This is a genomic window from Amycolatopsis rubida, assembly GCF_900115345.1.
Classification (GTDB): domain Bacteria; phylum Actinomycetota; class Actinomycetes; order Mycobacteriales; family Pseudonocardiaceae; genus Amycolatopsis; species Amycolatopsis rubida.
In genome coordinates this window covers 75,041-96,926 of sequence record NZ_FOWC01000011.1, presented here as the reverse complement: position 1 = coordinate 96,926, position 21,886 = coordinate 75,041, and the positions used below count along the sequence as shown (strand labels likewise).

Here is a 21,886-nt window from a genome sequence, read left to right as displayed (position 1 = left end):
GGTGCGTGATGGGGCGAGCGTAACTCCGACCACCGACAAAAACCGGCGATCGCCTGTTCGACGGCCTGTTTGCGGCCCTCGGCGAGCTGGTTGTCGACGGTGGACAGCCGAGGCCAAGATCGGCTGATGGGCGAGAACCGGACGGTGGAATGGGAAGGCTTCTTCACCACCAGAAACCTCGGCGGTCTCCCGACCCGATCCGGCGGCCGCACCGATCCGGCGCGGTGCTACCGGTCCGCCAGCCTCCGGTTCGTCACCGGCGCTGGCTGGGCCCAGGCGCGAGAATCGGGTCTCCAGACCATCGTCGACCTGCGAAACCCCGCCGAGATCAGCACCTACGCGCCCGCCGTGCCGTCCGGAATGACACGCCTCGAAGTCCCGCTGGACGACGTCGAAGACATCGGGTTCTGGCAGTACATCGCCGACGAGCAACTCGACGGCACCCCGCTGTACTACCGCGTTTTCCTTGACCGCAAAGCAGAACGCTGCACAACAGTCCTGAAGGCGCTGGTCCGAGCCGAAGGCGGCGTGCTCTTCCACTGCACTTCCGGCCGAGACCGCACTGGCCTCGTCTCGCTCCTCCTGCTCGCCCTCGCCGACGTCGACCCGGAAACCATCGCCGCCGACTACGCCCTCTCGACCGAAGCCGTCCTCCCGCTGTACCGGGCGCTCGGCGAAGACCAAACCGCGCTGCTCGAAGCAGCTTCGGCGCGCCGCCGGAGCACCATCCGTGAAGCCGTTCTGGCCACCCTCGACGGCCTCGACGTTCGCGACTACCTCGTCCGCGCCGGAATGGCCGCGGACGAGGTAGACCGTCTTCGGATCCGGCTCAGTCGGTGAACTGGTGCAGTTGCCGCGCCCGCCGGCTGCCCAGCGAATACCACCCGGCGATCCCGGTGCCGACGGTGAGCGCGGCCGCACTGATGCCCAGCGACCAGTGCACCCCGACCGCGGAACCGAGCAGTCCCACGGTGAATCCGCTGCCGGCGCGAAGACCGTTGGCGGACACGCTGTACACGCCGATCACCCGGCCGCGTTCCTCCGGTTTCGCCAGCAACTGCACGACGGTCTGCCCGATCGACATCGACGCCAGGTTCGCCACGCCGCCGACCACCAGCAGTGCCACCGCGATCGGATAGCTGGCGGTCATCGCGAAGAACAGGCTTGAGAGCCCGTAGACCGCCGTGCTGATCACCGCGGCGGGCACGTTCGGTTTGATCTTCCCGGTCGCTTCCAGCAGGATCCCGCCGATCACGCCGCCCGCCCCGTTGGCGAACAGCAGCACGCCGTACGCGGTTCCGGCGCTGCCCGCGCCGAGATCCTGGGCGAAGATCGGCATCGAACTCTGCATCGAGGCGCCGACGAAGAACGCGCCGAGCCCGGCGAGGATGATCATCCCGACCATCGTCGGGTTCCCGCTGATTTCCCTGAGGATCCGCACCGAATCCATCAGCCCGACTCGGGGGCGACGGATGATTCCGCCGTCTCTCGTGTGTCCGGTGAACTTGGTGCGGAACAGGAACACGGTCAGCGGCAGGTAGAACGCGACGTTCACGAAAATGCCCGCCACCGGACCGAGTCCGAGCAGCAGCGCCGAGCCGACGACCGGGCCGAAGAGGATGCCCAGGCTGCGGAAGGTGGCGTTGAGCCGGACCGCGCTCGGCAATTCCGCGGGACCGACGAAATCGTGCAGCATCAACTGCTCGCCCGGCCCCCAGATCGCGCCCGCGCAGCCGTGCAAAATCAGCAGTACGCAGGCACTCCACACCTCGAGCGTGTCGGTGACGATCAGGACGCCCCACGCCACCGACACCGCCATGAACAGCACCTGCGCGGCCTGGATGATCCGGCGGCAGTCGTGCCGGTCGGCGAGCCCTCCGAAGTACACCGAGAACAGCAGGAACGGCACCCAGTGGCTGATCACCTCGAACCCGGTCAGCGCGGGCGACTGGAACTTCTCCCAGAGCACCCAGTAGGTGATGACGTGCTCAATATTGTCGGCCATCATGGCCAGGCCGGTGCCGATCAGATACGGACGGCAGTCCTTGTTGTACAGCGCCGCGAACTTGCGCGGGGCCGCTGTGCCGGTAACCCCGGAATCGGGTTGGTGCGTCGGCACCCCGCACGCGGAACACATGACTGAGAACCCCCTAGTGAGCTGGTGCTCGTAACGCTAGACGAGACGTTGCGTCTTGGCTAGACTTATTCACGTGGGCGACGTCACTGAGCCCGGCGAGCGCCGGCATCACGGGAACCGCTACGGCCGCAGCGAGCGCGCGCGCCGCGCGGTCTTGGACGCGGTCGACAACCTGCTGGTGGAGGTCGGCTTCGCCCGGCTGACGATAGAGGGCATCGCGGCCAGAGCGGGGGTGGGGAAGCAGACCGTCTACCGCTGGTGGCCGTCCAAAGTGGACATTCTGCTCGAAGCGCTCGGCGACGACCTCGCCGAGGAACTTTCGCCGCCCGACTCCGGCGATCTGCGCAAGGACCTCTGTGCGCACCTCGCCGCGATGGCGTCCTTCCTGACCACAGCCGACGCCGGTGCGGTCTTCCGCACGCTGCTCGGCCAGGCCCAGCACGACCCGGACCTGGCGCGGCAGCTGCGCGAGGTGCACATCCGCGCCCAGCACAGGCGTGACCGGCTGCCGCTCGAACGTGCCGTCGCCCGCGGCGAATTGCCCTCAGACGTCGACCTGGACAGTGCGGTCGAGCAACTGGCCGGGCCGATCCACTACCGCGTGCTGGTCACCGGCGCGCCGGTGCCGCCGGAGTTCACAGATGGCCTGGTCGAGCGATTTCTCCGGGAGCATCCGCCCGAGTAGGCTCCCGGAGACATGGGAACGGTCTTGTGGCTGGTCGGGCTGGCTGTCGCCGCCGCGGTCGTGGCCGGGATTCTCTGGGTTTTCCGGGACCGGGCCGGCGGGCTCGATCAACGGTTACGGGCGGCCGAACAGGCCTCGCGGTGGCGATTCCTGCAGCAGCAATGGGAATCGGAACCGATGGCGCGGCTCGCGACCGTCCAGCAGGTGCACGCGCTGACCCAGAACGGTGGCTGCCAGGTCCGGATCGTCTGGACGGACAGCTACCACGCCGAGGACGTCGAGATCGAGCACGATCAGGCCGACACGGGCGATTACCTGTTGCTCCGGGGCGTCGGGCCGCTGGGCTCGATCACCCGGGAAGAGCTGCTGGCGCACGCGGGCGCGGATGCGCCGGATTGGGCTCAGCGGGGGCGTTGACGTCTCAGGTCGTGAGTCTTCGGTCGGCTTGGCCGTGGCGCTCCAGTGAGGTTTTTCGGTAGCCGTTGTGCGCGGTCTCGCTGCTGTGACGCGCAGCGCCGGTAGCGCCAGGTGGCTCTCTCGGCTCCTGCTGGCACGGCCGGACCGCACCCAGATGTCCAGCGGGACGACTTCGCGAGCCCCGCTACGGAGAACCCCCCATGCCGCATTGGGCGCGTGTCGGGACCGTAGGCAGCCGGAACACGGTGCGCCCTAACCGGCACCGACACTCACGAGGGCTGCTGACACTCGCGGGGGCTTCAGCGAGGCAACGCCGAGGCGCGCCAGGCCCCGTCCCCGGCCGCCGGCGGCGCGTGCACCGCGGCTGCTCGGTCGCCCCACCACGACGTACGCCGCCGTGGCGGAGCGGGTGCCGACGCGGCCGCGGCAGTGGCCACCACTGCGGTGAGCGCGGCGAGTTCGGCGTCGTCCGGGTTGCCGCGGACTACGCGAAGCAGGGGAGTGTCCGTCATCGCGGCCTCACAGGGGGATGTTGCCGTGCTTCTTGGGCGGCAGCGATTCGCGCTTGGTGCGCAGCAGGCTCAGCGCCTTGGCGACGTGGCCGCGGGTGTGCGCGGGCACGATCACCGAGTCGACGTAGCCGCGTTCGGCCGCCGCGTACGGGTTCAGCAGCGTGTCCTCGTACTCCTGGATCAGATCAGCGCGCAGTGCGTCCACATCGCGACCCTCCGCCGCCGCGTTGGCCAGCGTCTTGCGGTGCACGATGTTCGCCGCGCCCTGCGCGCCCATCACCGCGACCTGCGCGGTGGGCCAGGCCAGGTTGACGTCCGCGCCGAGGTGCTTGGAGCCCATCACGTCGTACGCGCCGCCGTACGCCTTGCGCGTGATCACCGTGATCAGCGGGACGGTCGCCTCCGCGTACGCGTAGATCAGCTTCGCCCCGCGGCGGATGATGCCGTTCCACTCCTGGTCGGTACCGGGGAGGAAGCCGGGAACGTCCACAAAGGTCAGCACCGGGATGTTGAACGCGTCGCAGGTCCGCACGAACCGGGCGGCCTTCTCGGACGCGTCGATGTCGAGGCAGCCGGCGAACTGCGTCGGCTGGTTCGCGACGACGCCGACGCTCTGCCCGTCGACCCGGCCGAATCCGACCAGGATGTTGGGCGCGAACAGCTCGTGCACCTCAAGGAATTCGCCGTCGTCGAGCACGCGGGTGACGACCTCGTGCATGTCGTACGGCGTGTTCGGCGAGTCCGGGATGAGTGTGTCGAGTTCGCGGTCGGTGTCGGTGACGTTCTCGAAGAACCCGGCCGGCGACTGGTTCGCGTCGAACTCCGGCGGTTCGGACAGGTTGTTCTGCGGCAGGTAGGAGAGCAGTTCCTTGACGTAGGCGATGGCGTCCTCGTCGTCGGAACCGAGGTAGTGCGCGACGCCCGACTTCGTGTTGTGCGTGCGCCCGCCGCCGAGTTCCTCGAAGGTGACGTCCTCGCCGGTCACCGTCTTCACCACGTCCGGTCCGGTGATGAACATCTGCGAGGTCTCGTCCACCATCACGACGAAGTCGGTGAGCGCGGGGGAGTAGACGTGCCCGCCCGCGTTCGCGCCCATGATCAGCGAGATCTGCGGGATCACCCCGGAGGCCATGGTGTTGCGGCGGAAGATCTCGCCGTACAGGCCGAGCGAGACGACGCCCTCCTGGATCCGCGCGCCGCCGCCCTCGTTGATGCCGATGATCGGACGGCCGGTCTTGATCGCCAGGTCCATCACCTTGACGATCTTCTCGCCGTAGACCTCGCCGAGCGCGCCGCCGAACACCGTGACGTCCTGGCTGAACACGCACACCGGACGTCCGTCGACGGTGCCGTAGCCGGTGACGACGCCGTCGCCGTACGGGCGGTTCTTCTCCAGCCCGAAGTTCGTGGAGCGGTGCCGCGCCAGCTCGTCCAGCTCGACGAACGAGCCCTCGTCGAGCAGCAGATCGATCCGCTCGCGGGCGGTTTTCTTGCCCTTGGCGTGCTGTTTCTCGATCGCGCGCGCCGAGCCGGCGTGCACGGCCTCGTCGTAGCGGCGGTAGAGATCCGCGAGCTTGCCGGCCGTGGTGTGGATGTCCGGTTCTCCCTCGGGCGGCGTCCCGAGCGGCTGCGTCGCACTGCTCATGTGGCGGAGCTTAGCTACTGCGCGGTTGCCGCGCGTGTGGCGTAGGACTCCCTCTCCGCTGTGTCGCGGACGAGCACGCGGCCGTCGAGCGCGACGATCTCGCCGGAGTTGTACGCGACGGAGACGGTGTACCCGATGGTGTCTATCGCGGTGACCTGGTGGCCGTCGACGAACACGCCGGGGCCGCCGAAGAGGTTCCGGGCCGGGTCCCCTTCGAGGGGAAACAAGCGCTCGGTTCGCCGCCGCGCGGGATCGAAGGCGACGACCCATTTGTCCTGGCGCGTTCGCGGTCCCCGCCCGTGCAAGAACAACAGCGCCGGAGCCCGGCGGATGTCGAAGAAGTGGTTGACGAGGTCGTAGCCGCCGAGGTCGAAGCGGTGTTCCGGGGACAGCGCCTCGGTCGGCCCGGATGACGGGGGACCGCGAAATGCCCGGTGGTGAGCACGACGGAGTGATCGAGGTCGCGGAGCCGTTCGACGCTGTCGTCGGACAGCCGGACGCGTTCGACGGTCGCGCAGGATTCGGCCCAGCCCGCCCAGCCGGTGAGGACGGCGGAGGTCTCGGCGGGGTCGGGGTAGAGCTGGCAGCCGAGGCCCGAGGCAGGCACGGACCATTCGCGTTCGCCGACCAGCACTCAGCCGCGACGTGCTCAAGGCTGGCGAGGATCCGTCCGTCGCTCAGCGCCGCGACGGCCATTGTGGGGCGCGCTGCTCCTCCTCATGCTCGTCGAACACGGACACCCCAGCGGAGTTCGGTGACCTCGCGGCGTTCGCGCGACAAAGAGGTCGCGCGGCCGGATTCGAGGTCGAGGACGGTCAGTTCACCCTCGTAGAAATAGCCGCCGTCGTACGCTCCGGAGCCGATGGCCGGAATCGGCGGCTCCGGATGGAACGCCAGCGCGTTGACCGGCCAATGCAGGCTCACCAGGTGCACGCATTCGAGCGTGACGGCGCGGTAGACGCCGACGCGGTTCCAGGCGGTCGGCTCGGACGAACTCGTCACGCTGTGCCCGGCCCACTGCGGATGCCCCAGCGAACCCCCGACGGCCACACAGCCCGTGCGGGAATCGGTCTCGGTCAGCCGCACCTCGCCGACCTCGGCGAACCGGCCGTCGCCGAGAACCTGCTGGCCGGTCAGCACTTCGAAGTCGGTCACCAGCGAAGCCAATGCCGGGCTTCAGTTGAATTTTCGGGGTCGAGCCGACCACTGCGGCCGCGGCCGGGCCTAGGGTGGGCAGCGTGCTGCTCGCCGACGCCTCGGTCCGCTCGCTCGGGCCCGCCGACCTGTCCGCTTGCCTCGACCTCGGAACCGATCGCGGGTGGCCGCGCGAGGAACGGAAATGGGCGATGCTGCTGGAGGTCGGCCGCGGATTCGGCATCGACGCCCCAGACGGCGGTCTCGCCGCGGCGGCGGTGCTCAGCCGGACCGGGCCGACCGCGTCAGTGTCGATGGTCGTCGTGGCGGAACGGTTCGCGCGGCAGGGACTCGGCTCTCAGGTGATGGCGGAGGCGCTCGACGCGGCCGGTGACGCGGTGGTGTCCTTGCACACCACGGAAAACGCGCGTCCGCTGTATGAATCGATGGGCTTCGAAGTCGACGGCGGCTGCGACGACCATCGCGGCCGGTTCGCTGACGACGGCGGCCCGGCGGCGCGGCCGATCGGTCCGCCGGACGTGGCGCGAGTGTACGAATTGGACAGTGCGGCGCAAGGCTTCGCGCGGCGGGAGTTGCTGAACCGCATGCTGTTCGAGGCCGAGCACGTCCACGTGACCGACGACGGTTACGCGCTCGGCACCGCGCACGCCGGAGTGCTGGTGATCGGTCCGGTGGTGGCCGGGGACATGGACCAGGCCCGCGCGCTGATCCGCGGCATCGCCCGCACCACGTCCGGCGATCTCCGGCTCGCGGTCGACCACCGGTTCCCGGAGCTGTCGGCGTGGTGCGAGGCGCGTGGGCTGGCGGTGCATGGTCCGGCGCCGAGGCTGGTGCTGGGAGGGAAAGCGTTGCCAGGCCTGGCTGAGGTGCGGTTTTCGCCGTACAACACTGCGCTGGGGTAGGGGTCTCGGGAGTGCTGATCCCGGTGAGAACCGCGATCGGCACTCACGAGCTGTACCGCCTCCGCACCGCCGCCCGCCGCTGCTCGTCCCACGGTTCCAGCTCCACCCCGAAGGACCCGGCGAACAACGCGTTCAGCTGCTCATGCCGTGCCGTCAGCAAGTCCGGCAGCTGATCGTTCAGTTCCGCCGGAACGGTCTGGGTCAGCTCCACCCGCACCCCGTCCAGCGGATCCGCCGTCACTTCCCACCGCACGTGCCCAGCCGGTTCCCCGTCGTGCAGCCAGGTGTAGGCCAGCACCTCCGGTGACCGCGACTCCAGCACCTCCGCTCCGGCTTCGGGCTGAGGCAGCCGCTTCCAGACTTCCTCGGCAGGCGGCCAGACCAGGTCCCGGCGGAACCGGAGCACGCCGCCGTCCAGGACTTCGCCGTCTTCCAGGCCGAATTCCTCGGCGTAGTGCACCATCCGCGCGTGCCAGTCGGCCGGCGGTTCCGGCGTCCGGCCCTCCAGCGTGGCTTCGAGGGAATCCAGGCAGGCGACCCAGCCTGCGACGTGCCGTCCCGTGCCGAGCAGGGCGATGTCCGGTTCGCCACGGTTGAAGACGTGCGTGAAGGCGAGCTTGCTGCCCGTGCCCTCAGCCGACACCTCGATCCGGATCAGGTCCGAGTTCCAGGTGAACTCGAAGACCTCCGGCGGCCGGTAGCCGACGATCTCGCCCTCGCTGACGTCCCCGGTTTCGGTGAAGGTGAACGTGATCTTCCCGCCCGGCGCCGGGGCGTCCGGCAGCGTGACCGCGGCGGGGAACCAGTGCGCCAGTTCTTCCGGCGAGGTGACCGCGCGCCACACCTTCTCCGGCGGATGGGCCAAGATCCGTTCGAGGGTGACGCTCGGTCGTCCGCCAGGAGCCGTTCGCAGGATCGCCATGCTCGTATATAACCACGGAGGTATATACGGGTCAAGCGGTCAGATGCGCGCCATACCCGGTCTGACCTGGGGCTACCTTGGGAAGCAGGACGAGCCGCCGGTCGTAGTCGCCGCCGTCCTGGGTGCGGTACGGCAGCGGATCGGTCGTTTCCAGGGAGTGCAAACGTTTGCGCAACTGCTCGACGACGCAGTCGAACCTCTCCGGCGGCATCCGGGTCGTGCCGGTCACCTTGAGCGGCGGCAGGACTGTCATGCCGGTGTAGAAGAGCGTGGCGTGCTGGACGTTGAACAGCAGATCGTCCAGCGAGCCGTGCGCGCCGCGCGGGCCGAGGCTGTCCTCGTGCGCGCCGGCGGTGACGATGACCATCGCGCGTTTCCCGGCCAGGACGCCGTTGCCGTAGCGCAGGGTGTGGCCGGTTTCGTCGCGGTAGTCGTAGCCGTAGCCCTGCACGAAAACGCGGTCGAACCAGCCCTTCAGGATGGCCGGGGTGTCCGCCCACCAGAGCGGGAACTGGACAATGACGGTGTCCGCCCAGCCGAGTTTTTCGTGCTCGATCCGGACGTCCTCGGGCACGGTCGCGATCTCGTCGACGATCGGGTTCCAGCGCATCGCGTAGAGATCGGATTCGCGCACGTCGTGGCCGAGATCGCGCAGCGTCGTGACGCCCTCGTCGCGAAGTGCGCCGTTGAGCGAGGCGGGGTCGGGGTGGGCGTAGATCCACAAGACGTTCATGAGGCCAGGGTGCAACCGGCGAAACGGGCACAACAGTGGCCCGATGGCCACCTTGTGCAAGAATCGGGCCATGGCTGTTTTTCGTCATCCGGAGCGGCACAAGGTCGCGGTGCTGGTGCGCCACGGCATGCTCGTGATGGAGCTCGGCATCGTCCACCGGCTGTTCGGCCAGGCCAGATCCGCTGACGGCGAGCGGTTGTACGAGGTCGTCACCTGCACGCCGGAGCCCGGCGACATCCGCACCGATGCGGACTTCACCATCCCGGTGGCACAGGGCCCGGAGGCAGTGGCCGAGGCCGACACCGTGATCGTTCCCGCGTCGTCGCTCGAATACGAGCCCACCGGGCGGCAGCTGACCCCGCAGCTCAAGCACGCGATGAGCCTGGTGTGCCCGGGCAGCCGGATCGCCTCGATCTGCACCGGCGCGTACGTGCTCGCCGCGATGGGCCTGCTCGACGGCCGCCGCGCGACCACGCACTGGCGTTCGGCGTGCGAGTTCCAGCTCGAATACCCGCGCGTGCAGCTCGACCCGGATGTGCTCTACACCGAGGACGGCAACGTCTTCACCTCGGCGGGTGTCGCGTCCGGCATCGATCTCTGCCTGCATCTGATCCGGCGCGATTTCGGCGCGGCGGTCGCCAACGAGGTCGCTCGCGGCACAGTCGTTTCACCGCATCGCGAGGGCGGGCAGGCCCAGTTCATCCGCCGTCCGGTGCCGGAACCGCGGTCGTCGTCCACCTCGGCCGCGCGGGCGTGGGCGCTGGAGCACCTCGACCAGGCGATCACGCTGCGCGACCTCGCGGCGCGCGAGTCGATGAGCACGCGGACGTTCACCCGGCGGTTCCGGGACGAGGTCGGGATGTCGGCGCTGCAGTGGCTGACCCAGCAGCGAGTGGAGCGTGCGCGGCAGTTGCTGGAGGAATCGGAGCTGCCGGTCGACCGGGTCGCCGCGGCGTGCGGATTCGGGACGGCGGCGTCGCTGCGCCAGCATCTGCAAGCCGCGCTCGGGGTGTCGCCGAGCGCCTACCGGACCACCTTCCGGCGTCCGGCCTGAACGCGGCGGTCCGTGGCAGCGCTGTTCGCGGGCTGCCACGGACCGACCCCCAGAGTCCTCATCTTGACGAGCCTGCCGGGGTGTTCGGTACCCCGGCGACCAGGTCTTACACGATCTGACACGCGTCAGGAGACGACGGTCACCAGCACATACACCGGACGGCGGGTCGAGAAGAGCTCCGCTCCCTTCGCGTCGACCATCTTCCAGCCGATCCAGCAGCGCCCCGGCGCGGGCGACGCGGTCAGCGGAACGCTCACCATCACGTGGTCGCCCGGCGGGGTGTCGCCGATCAGCACCCGGTCCGGGGTGCGACACGTTCCCGGGCTCGGCGGCAGGTCCATCCGCTGGAGGTATCGCTGATGCCAGGCCACCGAGCCGGTGTTGCGCAGCTCCCATACTTTCTGGACGGTCTCGCCGACGTGGAGCACCGTGCCGTCGGGCACGGTCACGTCGTCGACGAACTGGGAGTTGTCGCCGGGGACGCGCGCACCGACGTCGACCAGGCTGCCGCTCTTCAGCTTCGGCACCACGATCGCGCCGACGGCGGCGACGAGCACGACGACGAACGCGACTGCGGCCAGTGCGTACCTGCGACGGTGCCGGGGCTTCTCCGCGACAGCCGGTTCCGCGCTGATCAGCACCGGTTCCGCCGCCGTTTTGACGACGGCGGCCTCGGCCGTATCGCCGACGGGAACCGCGGGCTCCGGAGGGACGCCCTTCAGCTCTTCCCAGCGTCGCCGCCACTGCTGTTCGTCCGCGTCGCACGCCCGGACGAACTCGCGCGTGGTGTCCCACGACGGGAACCGGGTGCCGCGGACCGCCTCGTGCAGGGTGGTGTGCGAGATCTGCCCGGAGCGGTCGGCCATCTTGCGAAACGACGGATTCCCGGCCCGCGCGCGCAGCGCGGCCAGCTCCGCGGAAAGCACCTCGGCGGCAGGTTGCCCGTCGCCCATCGCTCTCCCTGGTTGTCAGATCCGCTGGTCGGACCAGTCTGACATTCCAGTTCGGCACAGCTGGGCGCACCCCGGCAGCGGCCTCGGCAAGGCGGCCGCGACCAGTGCGCGGCACTGCCAGGTGCCGACGATTCGTTCTCGAAGATCACGAGCACGGACGACTTCCGACGGGTCAGCGCGCGAGCAGGTCCCGCAGCGATTTCGTAACGCTGCCAGGGGAAGTCTCGGCCATGAAGTGTCCACTGTCTACGGTTTCATGCACGAGGTCCGGTGCCCATGCGCGCCAGAGCGCGGCCGCGTCGAAGCCCAGCGCGTCGCCCCAGCCCTGCTGCAGCACGGTGGCCGGCATCTTCAGCTGGTTGCCCGCGGCGCGGTCGCCGCGGTCGTGTTCGAGGTCGATACCCGCGGAGGCGCGGTAGTCGGCGACGATCGACGGGATCGCGTTCCGGCTCGCTTCGAGATACCGGGCGCGGATGTCGGCCGGGATGGACTCCGGGTCCGCGCCCCACTGGTCGAGGAAGTAGCCGAAGAACGCGTCGGGAGCGCCGCTGATCAGTTGCTCGGGCAGGCCGGGGGGCTGCGCCATCAGGTAGAGATGGAAGGCGACGGACGCGTTGACGCCGTGCAGGACGTCCCACATGTCCAGCGTCGGCAGCACGTCGAGGATGGCCAGGCGGGACACGTGGTCTGGGTGGTCGAGGCCGGCGCGGATCGCGACGAGGGCACCGCGGTCGTGTCCGGCGAGCGCGAACTTCTCGTGTCCGAAGGCGCGTGCGAGTGCGACGACGTCGGCGGCCATGGTGCGCTTCGAGTAGGTCTCGCCGTCGTCAGCTGGCTGGTCGCTGTCGCCGTAGCCGCGCAGGTCCGGGCACAGCACGGTGTGGTCGGCGGCGAGGTCGGCGGCGACGTGCCGCCACATCAGGTGGGTCTGCGGGAAGCCGTGCAGCAGGACGACGGGCGAGCCGGAGCCCGCGACCGCCACGTTGAGGGACACGCCGTCGGCGACGGGCACCCGCTGGTAGTCGAAGTTCATGCGACCCAGCGTGGGCCGGGCCGATCAGCAACCGATCAGCAACGAGCGAGCTGATTACAGTACGGAACTGATGACCATCTCGTTCTCGGTGCTGGGCCCGTTGGCGGCCGATGACGCACGCGGGCCGGTGGCGTTGCCTGGGCCGCGGCACCGTGCGGTGCTCGCGCGCCTGCTCGTCGCCCGCGGGCAGGTGGTGTCGACGGACGCGCTGGTCGACGCGTTGTGGACCGAACCTCGGGCAGGCGCGGTCGGTGCGGTGCAGACGTTTGTCGGCGCGTTGCGGCGTTCGCTCGAACCGGACCGTCCGCCGCGGACGCCCGCGAAGCTGCTGGTCACGGCTGGACCGGGGTACGCGCTGCGTGCCGAACCGGAGCAGGTTGACGCATGGCGGTTCGAGGCGTTGCTGCGCGGGACACCGTCGGTCGCGCAGTTGGACGAGGCGCTCGGCTGGTGGCGGGGCGAGCCGTACGCGGAGTTCTCGGACGAGCCGTGGGCGCGTGCCGAACGGGCTCGGCTGGACGAACTGCGGTTGCTCGCGCTGGAACGGCGGGCAGCTGGTTTGCTGGATCTTGGCCGTGCTGCCGAAGCCGTGCCGGATCTGGAGTCCCTTGTGGACGCTCATCCGCTGCGCGAGGAAGCGTGGCGATTGCTCGCGCTCGCCTTGTACCGCGCGGGACGTCAGGGGGACGCGCTTGCCGCCTTGCGTCGGGCGCGGGCCGGGCTCGCGGCGGAGCTGGGGGTCGACCCTGGTCCGGCGTTGCGGCAGGTGGAGCAGGACGTCCTGGCGCAGGCTCCGCAGCTGACCCCGTCGGTTCCCGGGCGGCTGGCCGGGCGTGATCCGGAGCTGGCGCGGCTCGCCGAGGTCGCGGCGGAAGTGGCTGACCGCAAGCGATTCCGGCTCGTGCTGGTGTCCGGCGAGGCGGGCGCGGGCAAGACGGCGCTGGTCGAGGAATTCGCCGCGCGACTGGGCTGGACCACCGCGTGGGGCGTGAATCCGGATGGCGCCGGGGTGCCGCCCGCCTGGCCGTGGACACGGATTCTCGCCGCGCTGGGAGAACCGGTCCCGCCGCGGGCGACCGGTGGCGACCCGGCGGTAGCGCGCTTCGAGTGGCATCAGGCGATGACCGCGCGGATCGCTGAGGTGGCTCGCCGGGGTCCGCTGCTGCTCGTGTTGGACGATTTGCAGTGGGCGGGCGAGGAAACCCTGGCGCTGCTGACGTCGATGACCGCGGCTCCGGTGCTGTTGATCGCGACGTACCGGACCACCGGAGTCGCTCCGGAACTGACCGCGGCGTTGGGCAGGCTAGCGCGCGCCGACCCGGTTCGGCTGTACCTAGGCGGGCTTTCGGCCGAGGCAGTGGCCGAGCTGGCCGGTCCCGAGTCCGCCGCTGTGATTCACCGGCGATCTGGCGGAAACCCGTTCTTCGTCAAGGAACTCGCCCGCGCACTGGATGCCGAAGGCGACCTGCCGGACGGAGTACGCGACGTCGTCCGGAACCGGATCGCCGCGTTGCCCGACCAGGTGCGCGCGGTGCTCGGGAAGGCCGCGGTGATCGGCGCGGATGTCGATCTCGGCCTGCTCGGTGACGTCCTCGACGAGCTGGAAACCGCTGTACAGGCAGGATTTCTGAGCGAAAGCGGACCGCGCGCGTTCCGGTTCGCGCACGCGCTCGTCCGCGACGCCGTCTACGACGATCTTTCGCTAGCTCGACGTGCACAGCTGCACCGCGAGGTCGGCGAGACTTTGGCGAGCCGTCGGCCGTCGGCAATTTCCTTGCTGGCCCACCACTTCCTGCTTGCCGGAGACGATCGCGGAACCGCTTACGCGCAAGCAGCCGCAGAACGCGCTGAGCGAGATTTCGCGCCGCACGAAGCACTTCGGCTCTGGCAAGCTGCTTTGGCGCAAGGCCCGCGTACGGTGGAATTGCTGATGGGTCTCGCTCGGACGTCCGCGTTCACTGGCTCCTTGACCGCCGCGCGCCGCTACCGCGCCGAGGCGCTGGACCTAGCCGGCGACGATTCCGCTTTGACCCTCCGGGTACTGACCGCCTTCGACGTGCCGGGAATCTGGACCGAGAACGACGACCCCGTGCTGGCCCGCCGCATCGCCGACGCCGCCGAACGCGTGCACACCACCGATCCGCTCGTGCGCACCCGGCTGCTGGCGACCATCGCGTTGGAACTGCGCAACGAAGGCGGTCAACGCGCCCGCGACGCCGCTGTCGAAGCGGAGAAACTGGCGCGATCCGCCGAGGATCCGGCGTTGCTGGCGCTGGCGTTGAACGCACGCTGGACGCAGACCTTTACCCGTGCCGGCTTGGCCCCGGAACGCGCCCGGATCGGCGAGGAACTGGTCGACCTGGCTGCTCGGCACCGGCTGGTGACATTCGAGGTGCTCGGTCACCTGGTGCTGACGCAGGCCCGCTCAGCGCTAGCCGACTTCGCCGCTGCCGACACCCACGCGACCGCAGCGGATCGGCTGGGGGAGCAGTACGACCTCCCGCTCGTCAGCGTATTCACCGACTGGTACCGCGCGCTCCGCCTGGCGGTCACCGGTCCGGTCGCTGCCGCGGACGCCGCTTACCGCAGCGCCGCGGTCCGGTTGCCCGGCAGCGGAATGTCCGGAGTGGACCGTGGCCTGCTGCCGCTCGCCCGGCATTGCCTCTGTGTCCAACACGGTCTGGAGTCCACAGTGGACTTCATACTGCCGCCAGAGCGCCCGGACCTCTTCCTCGAACTGCGCGCTTGCCTCACCGTCTCGACCGGAGACGCACGCGAGTTGTATGCGCGATTGGCCCCCGCGGAGAACGAACTGGCCGGTGCCGGTTCCGGCATGGTGACACTCGGCCCGGTCGCCTATTACCTGGGCGAACTGGCCGTCCGATTGGGACTGCCGTCCGAGGAGCACTACCGCAAGGCCGCCGAAGTGGCCCGCCGCGCCGGTGCCGCGCATTGGGTCAGTCGACTACGTACCATTTGCCGCCGCGATTCTCCATAACCGCGTCGCCGAGGTCGCTGTCGGTGAACTTGACGGAAGCCTTCACCGCGCGTGCCGGGATTTCGACCTTCGTGGGCCCGTCCTTGATCTTGGACCGGTCGACCGTGGCGGTCTGCAGGGCCTTTTTCTGTGCCGGGGAGATCATCTGGAACGCCATCGGCATCGTCTTCTCGCACGGTCCCATGCCCTCGTCCTCCGCCTGCTTGGCAGCCGGACCGGCGATCTCGCACACCGTCGCGAGGTCTTGCCTGCCCGCCGCGTGCATGAAGGCTTCGTACCGCTCGACCGCGTCCCCGCCGGTCGCTTCCGACTCCGCCGCAGCCGACGACGACGGTGCCGCGGAGGTGGACGGCGACGGCGAGGCTGACGGCTTTGCGGCCGAGGAGGACGTGGGCGCGGGAGAGGCGGTGCCGCCGCTTTCGCCGGAGCAACTGGGGATCAGAAGGGCAGCGCCCACGGCAAGAAAGGGGAGGATGCGAGCGGACATGGCGTGCCTTTCCCGTCAGGAAGAATGCTCCGGAGCATAAGCGACAGACGGGCGCTGCATGCGGAAACGGGAAACTTGCCGCTGGTTCGCCGACGGGCGGAGCACGCCGATCCCGCGCCGCGACCCTTCGGCACGCCGGCGGCGGACGTCAGTTCGCCGGGTGCCCCGCCCCGGCGTAGTCGTCCCCCGGCCGGTGGAACGTGTGGATCTGGATTGCCTGTCCTTCGGTCGGCGCGTTGATCATCAGGCCGTTCCCCAGGTACAGCCCCACGTGGTGGATGCGTGTCGCCGGGCTGCCGTAAAAGACGAGATCGCCCAGCTGCGGTTCCTGCCCGCCCGGAACCGGCGGCATCGAGCGGAACTGGCTGTCCGCCGTGCGCGGCAAGGAAACCCCGGCGCTGTCGTAGGAAGCCTTGGTGAGACCCGAGCAGTCGAACCCGGCCGCGCCCGCGTCGGGACCGTTGCCGCCCCACACGTACGGCAGGCCGAGCTGTCCGAGCGCGAATCGCGTGGCGTGCACCGAAGGCGCGTTCGACTTCGCCGGGTCCAGCGAAAGCGTCGCGTACAGCTGGGCGTAGCCGAGCACTCGCTGCCGGAACAGCTCCATGCCGCTGCCGTTCTCGTACCCGGCGACGGCCTTCCACCAGCCATTGCCCGCTGACAGGTCGACACCGCTCGCGCACAGTGCGCGCCCCGCGGCGACGGACGCGGCCGACGGGTCGGACAGCGCCGGGTTCGCGATGCCGGGGATCTGCGCGCCGTACTTCTTCCACTGCTGCGTCGAGAGCCCCATCGGCTCGCCGTCGCCGCGGCCATGGTTATTGCCGGCGACGCCGAGACCCGCCAGCGTGACCCACGACAGGTGGCAGTCCGGGCGCTCCTTGCGCATCGTCAACTCGCCGTTGGCGTACCCGAGCAACGCGGCGGTCGGGATGTCCAGCGGCCCGGCGAGCGAGTCCGCCCACTTCTGCAGCGGGGCCGGGCCACCGCCTCCGCCAGCAGCGCCCTGCGCCGGTTCCTGTGCTTGCACCGGAGCGCTCGCCTGCAACACCGACGGACCGCTGACCGTCTGGGCGGGCGTCGGTGCGGTGAGCGCGGCCTGCGTCGGAACGGGCGCGGGCTGGTCGCGTCCGGCAACCAGCCAGCCCGCGGTGGCGAGTCCGGCAACCAGCGGCAACGCCACGAGTCCGCGATACAGCGCGCCGCGAGCCCACGCGGGCTTCGGCGGCGCGTCGGCGGTGGGGGTCTCCGGCGTCACGGCGTCCAATCTAGAAGAGCGCACCTCTGGGTAACGAGCGAACGGCTTGCACGTTAGGGGGGCTCTCATATTGTGGGCACATGGCTGAACTCGACGCGGCGCGGCTGCGGGATGGACTCGGCGGCCGCTGCGCCCGCCTCGACGTCGTGGAGACGACCGGTTCCACCAATGCTGACCTGCGGGAAGCCCTCATCGCGGGAGCGGCGGACCGGACCGTTCTGCTGGCCGAACACCAGACGGCCGGAGTGGGACGGCGGGCTCGCTCGTGGAGTTCGCCGAAGGGCGCCGGGCTGTACCTGAGCATCGCGCTGCGCCCCGCTGGTGTGCCGTTCTCCGCACTCGGTTCACTGTCGGTGGTCGCCGGTCTCGCGGTGCACGCGCTCGCCACCGATCTGGGTGTCGACGTGGCCCTCAAATGGCCTAACGACGTGCTCGCCGGGCCTGAGCGGGCCAAGTGCGCGGGCATCCTCGCCGAGGCTGTCGGCACCGACGACGCGGCCGTGGTGCTCGGCATCGGGCTGAACGTCCTGCCGCTCGGCGACGACGTCCCGGCCGGTCCGGGCGGCCTTCCCGCGACCTCGCTGGCCGAGCAGGGCGCGACGAGCACCGACCGGACCGAGGTCGCGCTCGGCCTGCTGATCAGGTTCGACGACCTCGAACGCCGCTGGCGGACGGCGGGCGGCGACCTCACCGAGGCCGGTCTGCTCGGCGACTACCGCGCCCGCTGCGCGACCCTCGGCCAGGACGTCCAGGTGCAGCTGCCGGACGGGTCGACGCTCGCCGGCCGCGCCGCGGACCTGGACGCGTCCGGCCAGTTGCAGGTCGACGTCCCCGACGGGCGGCGGCTGACCGTTTTCGCCGGTGATGTGGTGCACGTCCGCCCCGCTTGACCGGAACGGGCGCGCCCGCGCGAGGCCCGCGCCGGTACGGTGGATCCACCACATCGGCACACATTCGCAGGGGAGCGCCCGCCGTGGCCTATCCGGACGATTTGCTCAGCCAGAACGAACGCGTGGTGGTGCACAGCCACCCGCACTTCAAGATGCTGATCTTCCCGTTCCTGGCGTTCGTGATCACCGTCGGGGCGGCGGTGTGGCTGCTCGTGGTCGCCAAGGACTTCGCCGGGCCGTGGAACAACATCACGATGATCGCCGTCGCCGTGGTGGCGCTGATCTTCGTGGTGTGGCTGTTCCTCGCGCCGCTGGTCCGCTGGCGCACGACGCACTTCATCGTGACCACCGACCGGCTGATCGCGCGCGAGGGCGTGCTCAAGCGCACCGGCATCGACATCCCGCTGTCGAGGATCAACAGCGTGCAGTTCGAGCACGGCCTGCTCGACCGGATCTTCGGCTGCGGCACGCTCATCATCGAGTCGGCCTCGGACGAGCCGCTGCGCTTCGATGACATTCCCCACGTCGAGCACGTGCACACGGTCATTTACCGCGAAGTCAACGACAATCCCTACGACGACTACCACGGCGCGCCCGGCCCGCAGGACACCGAACCTCTGCCCCCGCGCGGCCGGGAACCGCGCGGAAGGAGACGCTGACGTGGGTGCTCAAGAGGTCGGCCTGCCGGAACGGGTCCCCGCGGGCGGGTTGCCGCCGCGGGTCGAGATCTGGGAGGTCGGGGCGCGCGACGGGCTGCAGAACGAGAGCTCGGTCGTGCCGGTCGAGGTCAAGCTCGAATTCCTGGACCGGCTCGCCGGCGCCGGGCTGACCACCCTCGAAGCGACCAGCTTCGTGCACCCGAAGTGGGTGCCGCAGCTCGCCGACGCCGAACAGCTGCTCGCCGGGCTCGACCGCCACGACGGCGTCCGCTACCCGGTGCTGGTCCCGAACGACCGCGGCCTCAACCGCGCGCTCGACGCGGGCGTCGACCACATCGCGATCTTCGCCAGCGCCACCGAGACCTTCGCCCAGCGCAACCTGAACTCGACCTTCGACGACCAGTTCGGCATGTTCGAACCGGTGGTCACGCGGGCCCGCGAGGAGGGCATCGAGGTCCGCGGCTACCTGTCGATGTGCTTCGGCGATCCGTGGGAGGGCGTGGTCGACGTGGAGCAGGTCGTGCGGGCGGGCAAGCGGCTGCTCGACTTCGGCTGCTCGCAGCTCTCGCTCGGCGACACCATCGGCGTCGCCACCACGAACCAGGTCACCCGGCTGGTCGAGGCGTTCGGGGACACTTCGCCGCTCGCCGTGCACTTCCACGACACCTACGGCCAGGCGCTGGCCAACACCGAGGCCGCACTGCGCGCCGGTGTGTCCACTGTGGACTCGTCGGCGGGCGGTCTCGGCGGCTGCCCGTACGCCGAGTCGGCGACCGGCAACCTGGCGACCGAGGATCTGGTCTGGCTGCTGGAAGGGCTCGGCGTGGAGCACGGAGTCGATCTCGGCAAGCTGGTGGAGACCAGCGTGTGGATGGCCGGGCAGCTGGGCCGTCCGTCGCCGTCGCGGGTCGTGAACGCGCTTGCCGGATAGCGCTCCCGGATGCGTCCCGCTCAGCGCGGAAACGTTCGAGCAGCTCTTCGGTCCCCGCGGGGTGCGGGGCGGCTGCTGGTGCGCGTTCTTCCGGCTCGCCGGGCCGGACTTCAAGGCCGCCGGGCGCGAGGGCCGCAAGGGGCACGTCCGCACCGAGGCTCAGGACGGGAAACCGCTGCGGTTCTTGGGCATTGTCGACGGTGAACCGCTGGGCTGGGTGGCCGTGCCGCCGCGGAAGGACAATCCGCGGCTGGCCCGGTCGCGCGTGATGGCGTCGGACGAGCCCGGTGCGGTCTGGTCGATCACCTGCTTCTACATCCACCGCCGCGGCCGTCGGCGGGGGCTGGCGACAGCGTTGCTACGGGCTGGCATGGACTACGCCGTCGAAGAGGGCGCGGAAGCCGTCGAGGGGTACCCGGTGTCGGACGGAACGCATTCTGCGGCCGACCTCTATCACGGTACGACCGGCATGTTCGCCGACGCGGGGTTCGAGGTGGTCGAGAAGCGCGGCCCGGCCCGCGCGTTGGTGCGGCGGCGCATCCCCGTCGCCCGATAAGGTGGGTTTCCCGTTCGCCCGGAACCTTCCGACGCGAGCGAGCGTCCGACCCGGTGCCGGCACGACCGAGAAGAGGGTGCCAGTGTCCGACCAGCCCGAACCGGCAGACACCGACGTCGCCACCGGCCCGGTGCGCGTGCCCGCCCACTACGGCGGGCTGCTTGAACGCGGTTTCGACGAGGTGCCCACCCCGCCTTCGGGCACCGGCGTGCTGCCCGGGCAAAGCCGTCCGCCGGTCGGTTCTCCGCGCACCGACCGGGAAAGCGTGCTGGCGCTGTTCTCGGTCCACATGTTCCCGCTCGGGCATTTGCCGGTCGCGGCGGACCGTCCGGACCGGCAGTTGCCACCGCCGGCGAATGCGGTCGCCGAGGGGGCGCGGCGGCCGTTGTTCGACCATCCGGAATCGGCGTTGCTGGACGACACCGCGGTGCTCGGGTACGTCAAGCAGGGCTTCCGGCGTTCGCCCGCGCCGCCGGTGGATCCGGAGCCGCCCGAGGCCGTCGTCGAAGGCTATGCGCCGCCGGAGGGTCCCGGGTGGGAGCGCCGGTTCGTGGTGGGAGCCGAGTACGTGTGGCCGCCCGCGGAGCGATTCCCGGAAGGCGGCGTCGAAGAGCCGAATCCGGTGGTACTGCCGGAAAACACGCTGCTGGACCGCTTCGGCAGCGACCACGGCCGTGTGTTCGCGCCGGACGGCACGCCGTTCGCGGAACGCGCGTTGCCGCCCGCCGCGCTGCGTTCGGGCTACCGCCGGTATCGCGTGCTGAAGCCGATGCCGGTGTGGCAAGCCACGTCGGCGGAGTGGTTCGACGGACCGGGCGGCGGAATCCGCTACCGTGCGGTGCTCTCCGCGGACGAACTGGTCACGCTGGGATTCCTGGTCGACGTCACGCGGGAGGCACGATGAACACCCAGTCGATTCGCAAATGGCTGGACGTCATCGGAGTGCCCGGGGAAGTCGTGTCGATCGGCCGGGAAGCGGACAACACGTGGTGCCTGCTGCCGACCTCCGACGGCGGCTGGGAAGTGTTCTGGCGCGAGCAGGGCAACCGCTACGACTGGGCCGCGTTCACCTCCGAACAGGTCGCCTGCCACTACCTCTTCGGCAGGCTGACCTGGTCACAGGTGGCGCGCGGCGCGGTCGGCGTGCTGCCCGGCGCTCACTGACGGCGCAGGATCGCCAGCGCCTCGTCGTGCAGGAGGCCGTTGGTGGACAGCGCCGAGCCGCCCTCGTAGGTCTCCGCACCGGAAAGATCGGTGAACCGGCCGCCCGCCTCGGTGACGATCACCTGCGCGGCGGCGACGTCCCACGGGTTCACGATGCACTCGGCCGCGACGTCCATCGCGCCCTCGGCGACGAGGCAGTGGCTCCAGAAATCGCCGAACGCGCGGGACTCCCAGCACGCCTCGGTGAGCGCTAGGTACTTCTCGCGGGAGTGGTACTCGGTCCAGCTGCTCAAGTCCGTCGTGGACAGATAGGCGTCGCCGAGCGTCGCCACCTTCGACACCGACATACGCCGTTCGCCCGCCGCGTCGCGCAGGTGCGCGCCCTCGCCGCGCGCCGCCCACCAGCGCCGGCCCAGCAACGGAGCGCTGATCATGCCGACCACCGGCGTGCCCTCCTCGACGAGCGCGATCAGGGTCGCCCACACCGGGACGCCGCGGAGGAAGTTCTTGGTCCCGTCGATCGGGTCGATCACCCACGCCCGGCCCTCGCTGCCCGCCGAACCGCCGCGTTCCTCGCCCGCGACCGTGTCGCCAGGCCGCTCGGCGGCGAGGATTTCGCGGATCGCGTCCTCGACGGCGGTGTCGGCGTCGGTCACCGGCGTGCGGTCCGGTTTCGCGGACACCACGAGGTCGAGCGCACGGAAACGGGCAGTGGTCAGCGCGTCGGCGGCGTCCGCCAGCCGGGTGGCGAGAACAAGGTCATCCGAGTAGGCAGGCACGGTCACGATGGTTTCA

Annotated in this window: 24 protein-coding genes; 12 read left to right on the top strand and 12 right to left on the bottom strand. The window is 70.0% G+C overall.

Going from position 1 to position 21,886, the window contains the following annotated elements; translation table 11 throughout:
• Positions 1–126: 126 nt before the first annotated feature.
• Positions 127–840 (top strand): tyrosine-protein phosphatase, encoded by a 714-nt coding sequence (locus BM362_RS33130; protein WP_067589780.1) that lies wholly within the window; start codon positions 127–129, stop codon positions 838–840.
• Here the strand turns inward: BM362_RS33130 and BM362_RS33125 are convergent.
• On the bottom strand, positions 830–2,119 hold the full coding sequence (locus BM362_RS33125) for an MFS transporter (RefSeq protein WP_232791894.1): 1,290 nt from the start codon (positions 2,117–2,119) through the stop codon (positions 830–832). The two genes, BM362_RS33130 and BM362_RS33125, sit on opposite strands and share 11 nt — an antisense overlap.
• A gap of 91 nt (positions 2,120–2,210) precedes the next feature.
• On the opposite strand from BM362_RS33125, the gene BM362_RS33120 reads away from it, so the two are divergent.
• Positions 2,211–2,822 (top strand): TetR/AcrR family transcriptional regulator, encoded by a 612-nt coding sequence (locus tag BM362_RS33120; RefSeq protein WP_067589786.1) that lies wholly within the window; start codon positions 2,211–2,213, stop codon positions 2,820–2,822.
• 12 nt (positions 2,823–2,834) lie between these two features.
• Entirely contained in the window at positions 2,835–3,239 is a 405-nt protein-coding gene (locus BM362_RS33115; protein ID WP_093575866.1) for a hypothetical protein, read from the top strand.
• A gap of 299 nt (positions 3,240–3,538) precedes the next feature.
• Here the strand turns inward: BM362_RS33115 and BM362_RS33110 are convergent, their stop codons facing one another.
• From BM362_RS33110 to BM362_RS33095, 4 genes are all read right to left on the bottom strand, one after another.
• Positions 3,539–3,751, bottom strand: coding sequence for an acyl-CoA carboxylase epsilon subunit (locus tag BM362_RS33110; RefSeq protein ID WP_067589792.1), 213 nt, complete (start codon positions 3,749–3,751; stop codon positions 3,539–3,541).
• Between the two features lie 7 nt (positions 3,752–3,758).
• Positions 3,759–5,396, bottom strand: coding sequence for an acyl-CoA carboxylase subunit beta (locus BM362_RS33105; protein ID WP_067589795.1), 1,638 nt, complete (start codon positions 5,394–5,396; stop codon positions 3,759–3,761).
• 14 nt (positions 5,397–5,410) lie between these two features.
• The gene (locus BM362_RS33100) at positions 5,411–5,623 is read right to left on the bottom strand and encodes a hypothetical protein (protein ID WP_093575865.1); all 213 of its coding nucleotides are present in this window, start codon (positions 5,621–5,623) and stop codon (positions 5,411–5,413) included.
• Positions 5,624–6,113: 490 nt separating this feature from the next.
• Positions 6,114–6,551: a hypothetical protein gene (locus BM362_RS33095; protein WP_143132574.1), complete on the bottom strand. Its 438-nt coding sequence runs from the start codon at positions 6,549–6,551 to the stop codon at positions 6,114–6,116.
• Between the two features lie 83 nt (positions 6,552–6,634).
• On the opposite strand from BM362_RS33095, the gene BM362_RS33090 reads away from it, so the two are divergent.
• On the top strand, positions 6,635–7,453 hold the full coding sequence (locus BM362_RS33090) for a GNAT family N-acetyltransferase (protein ID WP_232791896.1): 819 nt from the start codon (positions 6,635–6,637) through the stop codon (positions 7,451–7,453).
• A gap of 43 nt (positions 7,454–7,496) precedes the next feature.
• Here the strand turns inward: BM362_RS33090 and BM362_RS33085 are convergent, their stop codons facing one another.
• Positions 7,497–8,375: an SRPBCC family protein gene (locus tag BM362_RS33085; protein ID WP_093575863.1), complete on the bottom strand. Its 879-nt coding sequence runs from the start codon at positions 8,373–8,375 to the stop codon at positions 7,497–7,499.
• 31 nt (positions 8,376–8,406) lie between these two features.
• Complete coding sequence (locus BM362_RS33080) at positions 8,407–9,108, bottom strand: NAD(P)H-dependent oxidoreductase (RefSeq protein WP_067589807.1); 702 nt, start codon at positions 9,106–9,108, stop codon at positions 8,407–8,409.
• A 70-nt stretch (positions 9,109–9,178) separates the two neighbouring features.
• On the opposite strand from BM362_RS33080, the gene BM362_RS33075 reads away from it, so the two are divergent.
• On the top strand, positions 9,179–10,162 hold the full coding sequence (locus BM362_RS33075) for a GlxA family transcriptional regulator (RefSeq protein ID WP_093575862.1): 984 nt from the start codon (positions 9,179–9,181) through the stop codon (positions 10,160–10,162).
• 125 nt (positions 10,163–10,287) lie between these two features.
• On the opposite strand, the gene BM362_RS33070 is transcribed toward BM362_RS33075, so the two are convergent.
• Both BM362_RS33070 and BM362_RS33065 read right to left on the bottom strand, forming a co-directional pair.
• Positions 10,288–11,115, bottom strand: a complete 828-nt coding sequence (locus BM362_RS33070; RefSeq protein ID WP_093575861.1) for an NBR1-Ig-like domain-containing protein — start codon at positions 11,113–11,115, stop codon at positions 10,288–10,290.
• 172 nt (positions 11,116–11,287) lie between these two features.
• Positions 11,288–12,148: an alpha/beta fold hydrolase gene (locus tag BM362_RS33065; RefSeq protein ID WP_093575860.1), complete on the bottom strand. Its 861-nt coding sequence runs from the start codon at positions 12,146–12,148 to the stop codon at positions 11,288–11,290.
• Between the two features lie 70 nt (positions 12,149–12,218).
• Between BM362_RS33065 and BM362_RS33060 the strand changes: the two genes are divergently transcribed.
• Positions 12,219–15,146: an ATP-binding protein gene (locus BM362_RS33060; protein ID WP_093575947.1), complete on the top strand. Its 2,928-nt coding sequence runs from the start codon at positions 12,219–12,221 to the stop codon at positions 15,144–15,146.
• Here the strand turns inward: BM362_RS33060 and BM362_RS33055 are convergent.
• The gene (locus BM362_RS33055) at positions 15,106–15,603 is read right to left on the bottom strand and encodes a hypothetical protein (protein ID WP_244287365.1); all 498 of its coding nucleotides are present in this window, start codon (positions 15,601–15,603) and stop codon (positions 15,106–15,108) included. The genes BM362_RS33060 and BM362_RS33055 overlap by 41 nt on opposite strands.
• A gap of 178 nt (positions 15,604–15,781) precedes the next feature.
• A complete protein-coding gene (locus BM362_RS33050) occupies positions 15,782–16,891 on the bottom strand; it encodes a C40 family peptidase (protein WP_067590004.1) in 1,110 nt (369 codons plus the stop codon).
• Positions 16,892–16,971: 80 nt separating this feature from the next.
• Here BM362_RS33050 and BM362_RS33045 point away from each other — a divergent pair, with 80 nt between their 5' ends.
• The 6 genes from BM362_RS33045 (at position 16,972) to BM362_RS33020 (ending at position 21,091) form a co-directional block, all read left to right on the top strand.
• Positions 16,972–17,781, top strand: a complete 810-nt coding sequence (locus tag BM362_RS33045; RefSeq protein ID WP_067589825.1) for a biotin--[acetyl-CoA-carboxylase] ligase — start codon at positions 16,972–16,974, stop codon at positions 17,779–17,781.
• A gap of 83 nt (positions 17,782–17,864) precedes the next feature.
• Positions 17,865–18,440 carry a PH domain-containing protein gene (locus BM362_RS33040; RefSeq protein ID WP_067589828.1) on the top strand — a complete coding sequence of 192 codons (576 nt, stop codon included), beginning with the start codon at positions 17,865–17,867 and terminating at the stop codon, positions 18,438–18,440.
• A 1-nt stretch (position 18,441) separates the two neighbouring features.
• Complete coding sequence (locus BM362_RS33035; RefSeq protein WP_093575857.1) at positions 18,442–19,371, top strand: hydroxymethylglutaryl-CoA lyase; 930 nt, start codon at positions 18,442–18,444, stop codon at positions 19,369–19,371.
• Positions 19,361–19,927 carry a GNAT family N-acetyltransferase gene (locus BM362_RS33030; protein WP_093575856.1) on the top strand — a complete coding sequence of 189 codons (567 nt, stop codon included), beginning with the start codon at positions 19,361–19,363 and terminating at the stop codon, positions 19,925–19,927. The genes BM362_RS33035 and BM362_RS33030 overlap by 11 nt, the downstream gene beginning before the upstream one ends.
• Positions 19,928–20,009: 82 nt before the next feature.
• Positions 20,010–20,831 (top strand): TNT domain-containing protein, encoded by an 822-nt coding sequence (locus BM362_RS33025; protein WP_244287364.1) that lies wholly within the window; start codon positions 20,010–20,012, stop codon positions 20,829–20,831.
• A complete protein-coding gene (locus BM362_RS33020) occupies positions 20,828–21,091 on the top strand; it encodes a hypothetical protein (RefSeq protein ID WP_067589846.1) in 264 nt (87 codons plus the stop codon). The genes BM362_RS33025 and BM362_RS33020 overlap by 4 nt, the downstream gene beginning before the upstream one ends.
• On the opposite strand, the gene hisN is transcribed toward BM362_RS33020, so the two are convergent.
• Positions 21,085–21,876 (bottom strand): histidinol-phosphatase, encoded by a 792-nt coding sequence (hisN, locus tag BM362_RS33015; protein ID WP_093575854.1) that lies wholly within the window; start codon positions 21,874–21,876, stop codon positions 21,085–21,087. The two genes, BM362_RS33020 and hisN, sit on opposite strands and share 7 nt — an antisense overlap.
• Between the last annotated feature and the right edge of the window lie 10 nt (positions 21,877–21,886).

Bases quoted from the DNA above. Each gene is read 5' to 3' on its own strand.
- BM362_RS33130 (WP_067589780.1), top strand. From the start codon at position 127: ATGGGCGAGAACCGGACGGTGGAATGGGAAGGCTTCTTCACCACCAGA.
- BM362_RS33115 (WP_093575866.1), top strand. From the start codon at position 2,835: ATGGGAACGGTCTTGTGGCTGGTCGGGCTGGCTGTCGCCGCCGCGGTC.
- BM362_RS33110 (WP_067589792.1), bottom strand. From the start codon at position 3,751: ATGACGGACACTCCCCTGCTTCGCGTAGTCCGCGGCAACCCGGACGAC.
- BM362_RS33105 (WP_067589795.1), bottom strand. From the start codon at position 5,396: ATGAGCAGTGCGACGCAGCCGCTCGGGACGCCGCCCGAGGGAGAACCG.
- BM362_RS33085 (WP_093575863.1), bottom strand. From the start codon at position 8,375: ATGGCGATCCTGCGAACGGCTCCTGGCGGACGACCGAGCGTCACCCTC.
- BM362_RS33080 (WP_067589807.1), bottom strand. From the start codon at position 9,108: ATGAACGTCTTGTGGATCTACGCCCACCCCGACCCCGCCTCGCTCAAC.
- BM362_RS33075 (WP_093575862.1), top strand. From the start codon at position 9,179: ATGGCTGTTTTTCGTCATCCGGAGCGGCACAAGGTCGCGGTGCTGGTG.
- BM362_RS33070 (WP_093575861.1), bottom strand. From the start codon at position 11,115: ATGGGCGACGGGCAACCTGCCGCCGAGGTGCTTTCCGCGGAGCTGGCC.
- BM362_RS33065 (WP_093575860.1), bottom strand. From the start codon at position 12,148: ATGAACTTCGACTACCAGCGGGTGCCCGTCGCCGACGGCGTGTCCCTC.
- BM362_RS33060 (WP_093575947.1), top strand. From the start codon at position 12,219: ATGACCATCTCGTTCTCGGTGCTGGGCCCGTTGGCGGCCGATGACGCA.
- BM362_RS33045 (WP_067589825.1), top strand. From the start codon at position 16,972: ATGGCTGAACTCGACGCGGCGCGGCTGCGGGATGGACTCGGCGGCCGC.
- BM362_RS33020 (WP_067589846.1), top strand. From the start codon at position 20,828: ATGAACACCCAGTCGATTCGCAAATGGCTGGACGTCATCGGAGTGCCC.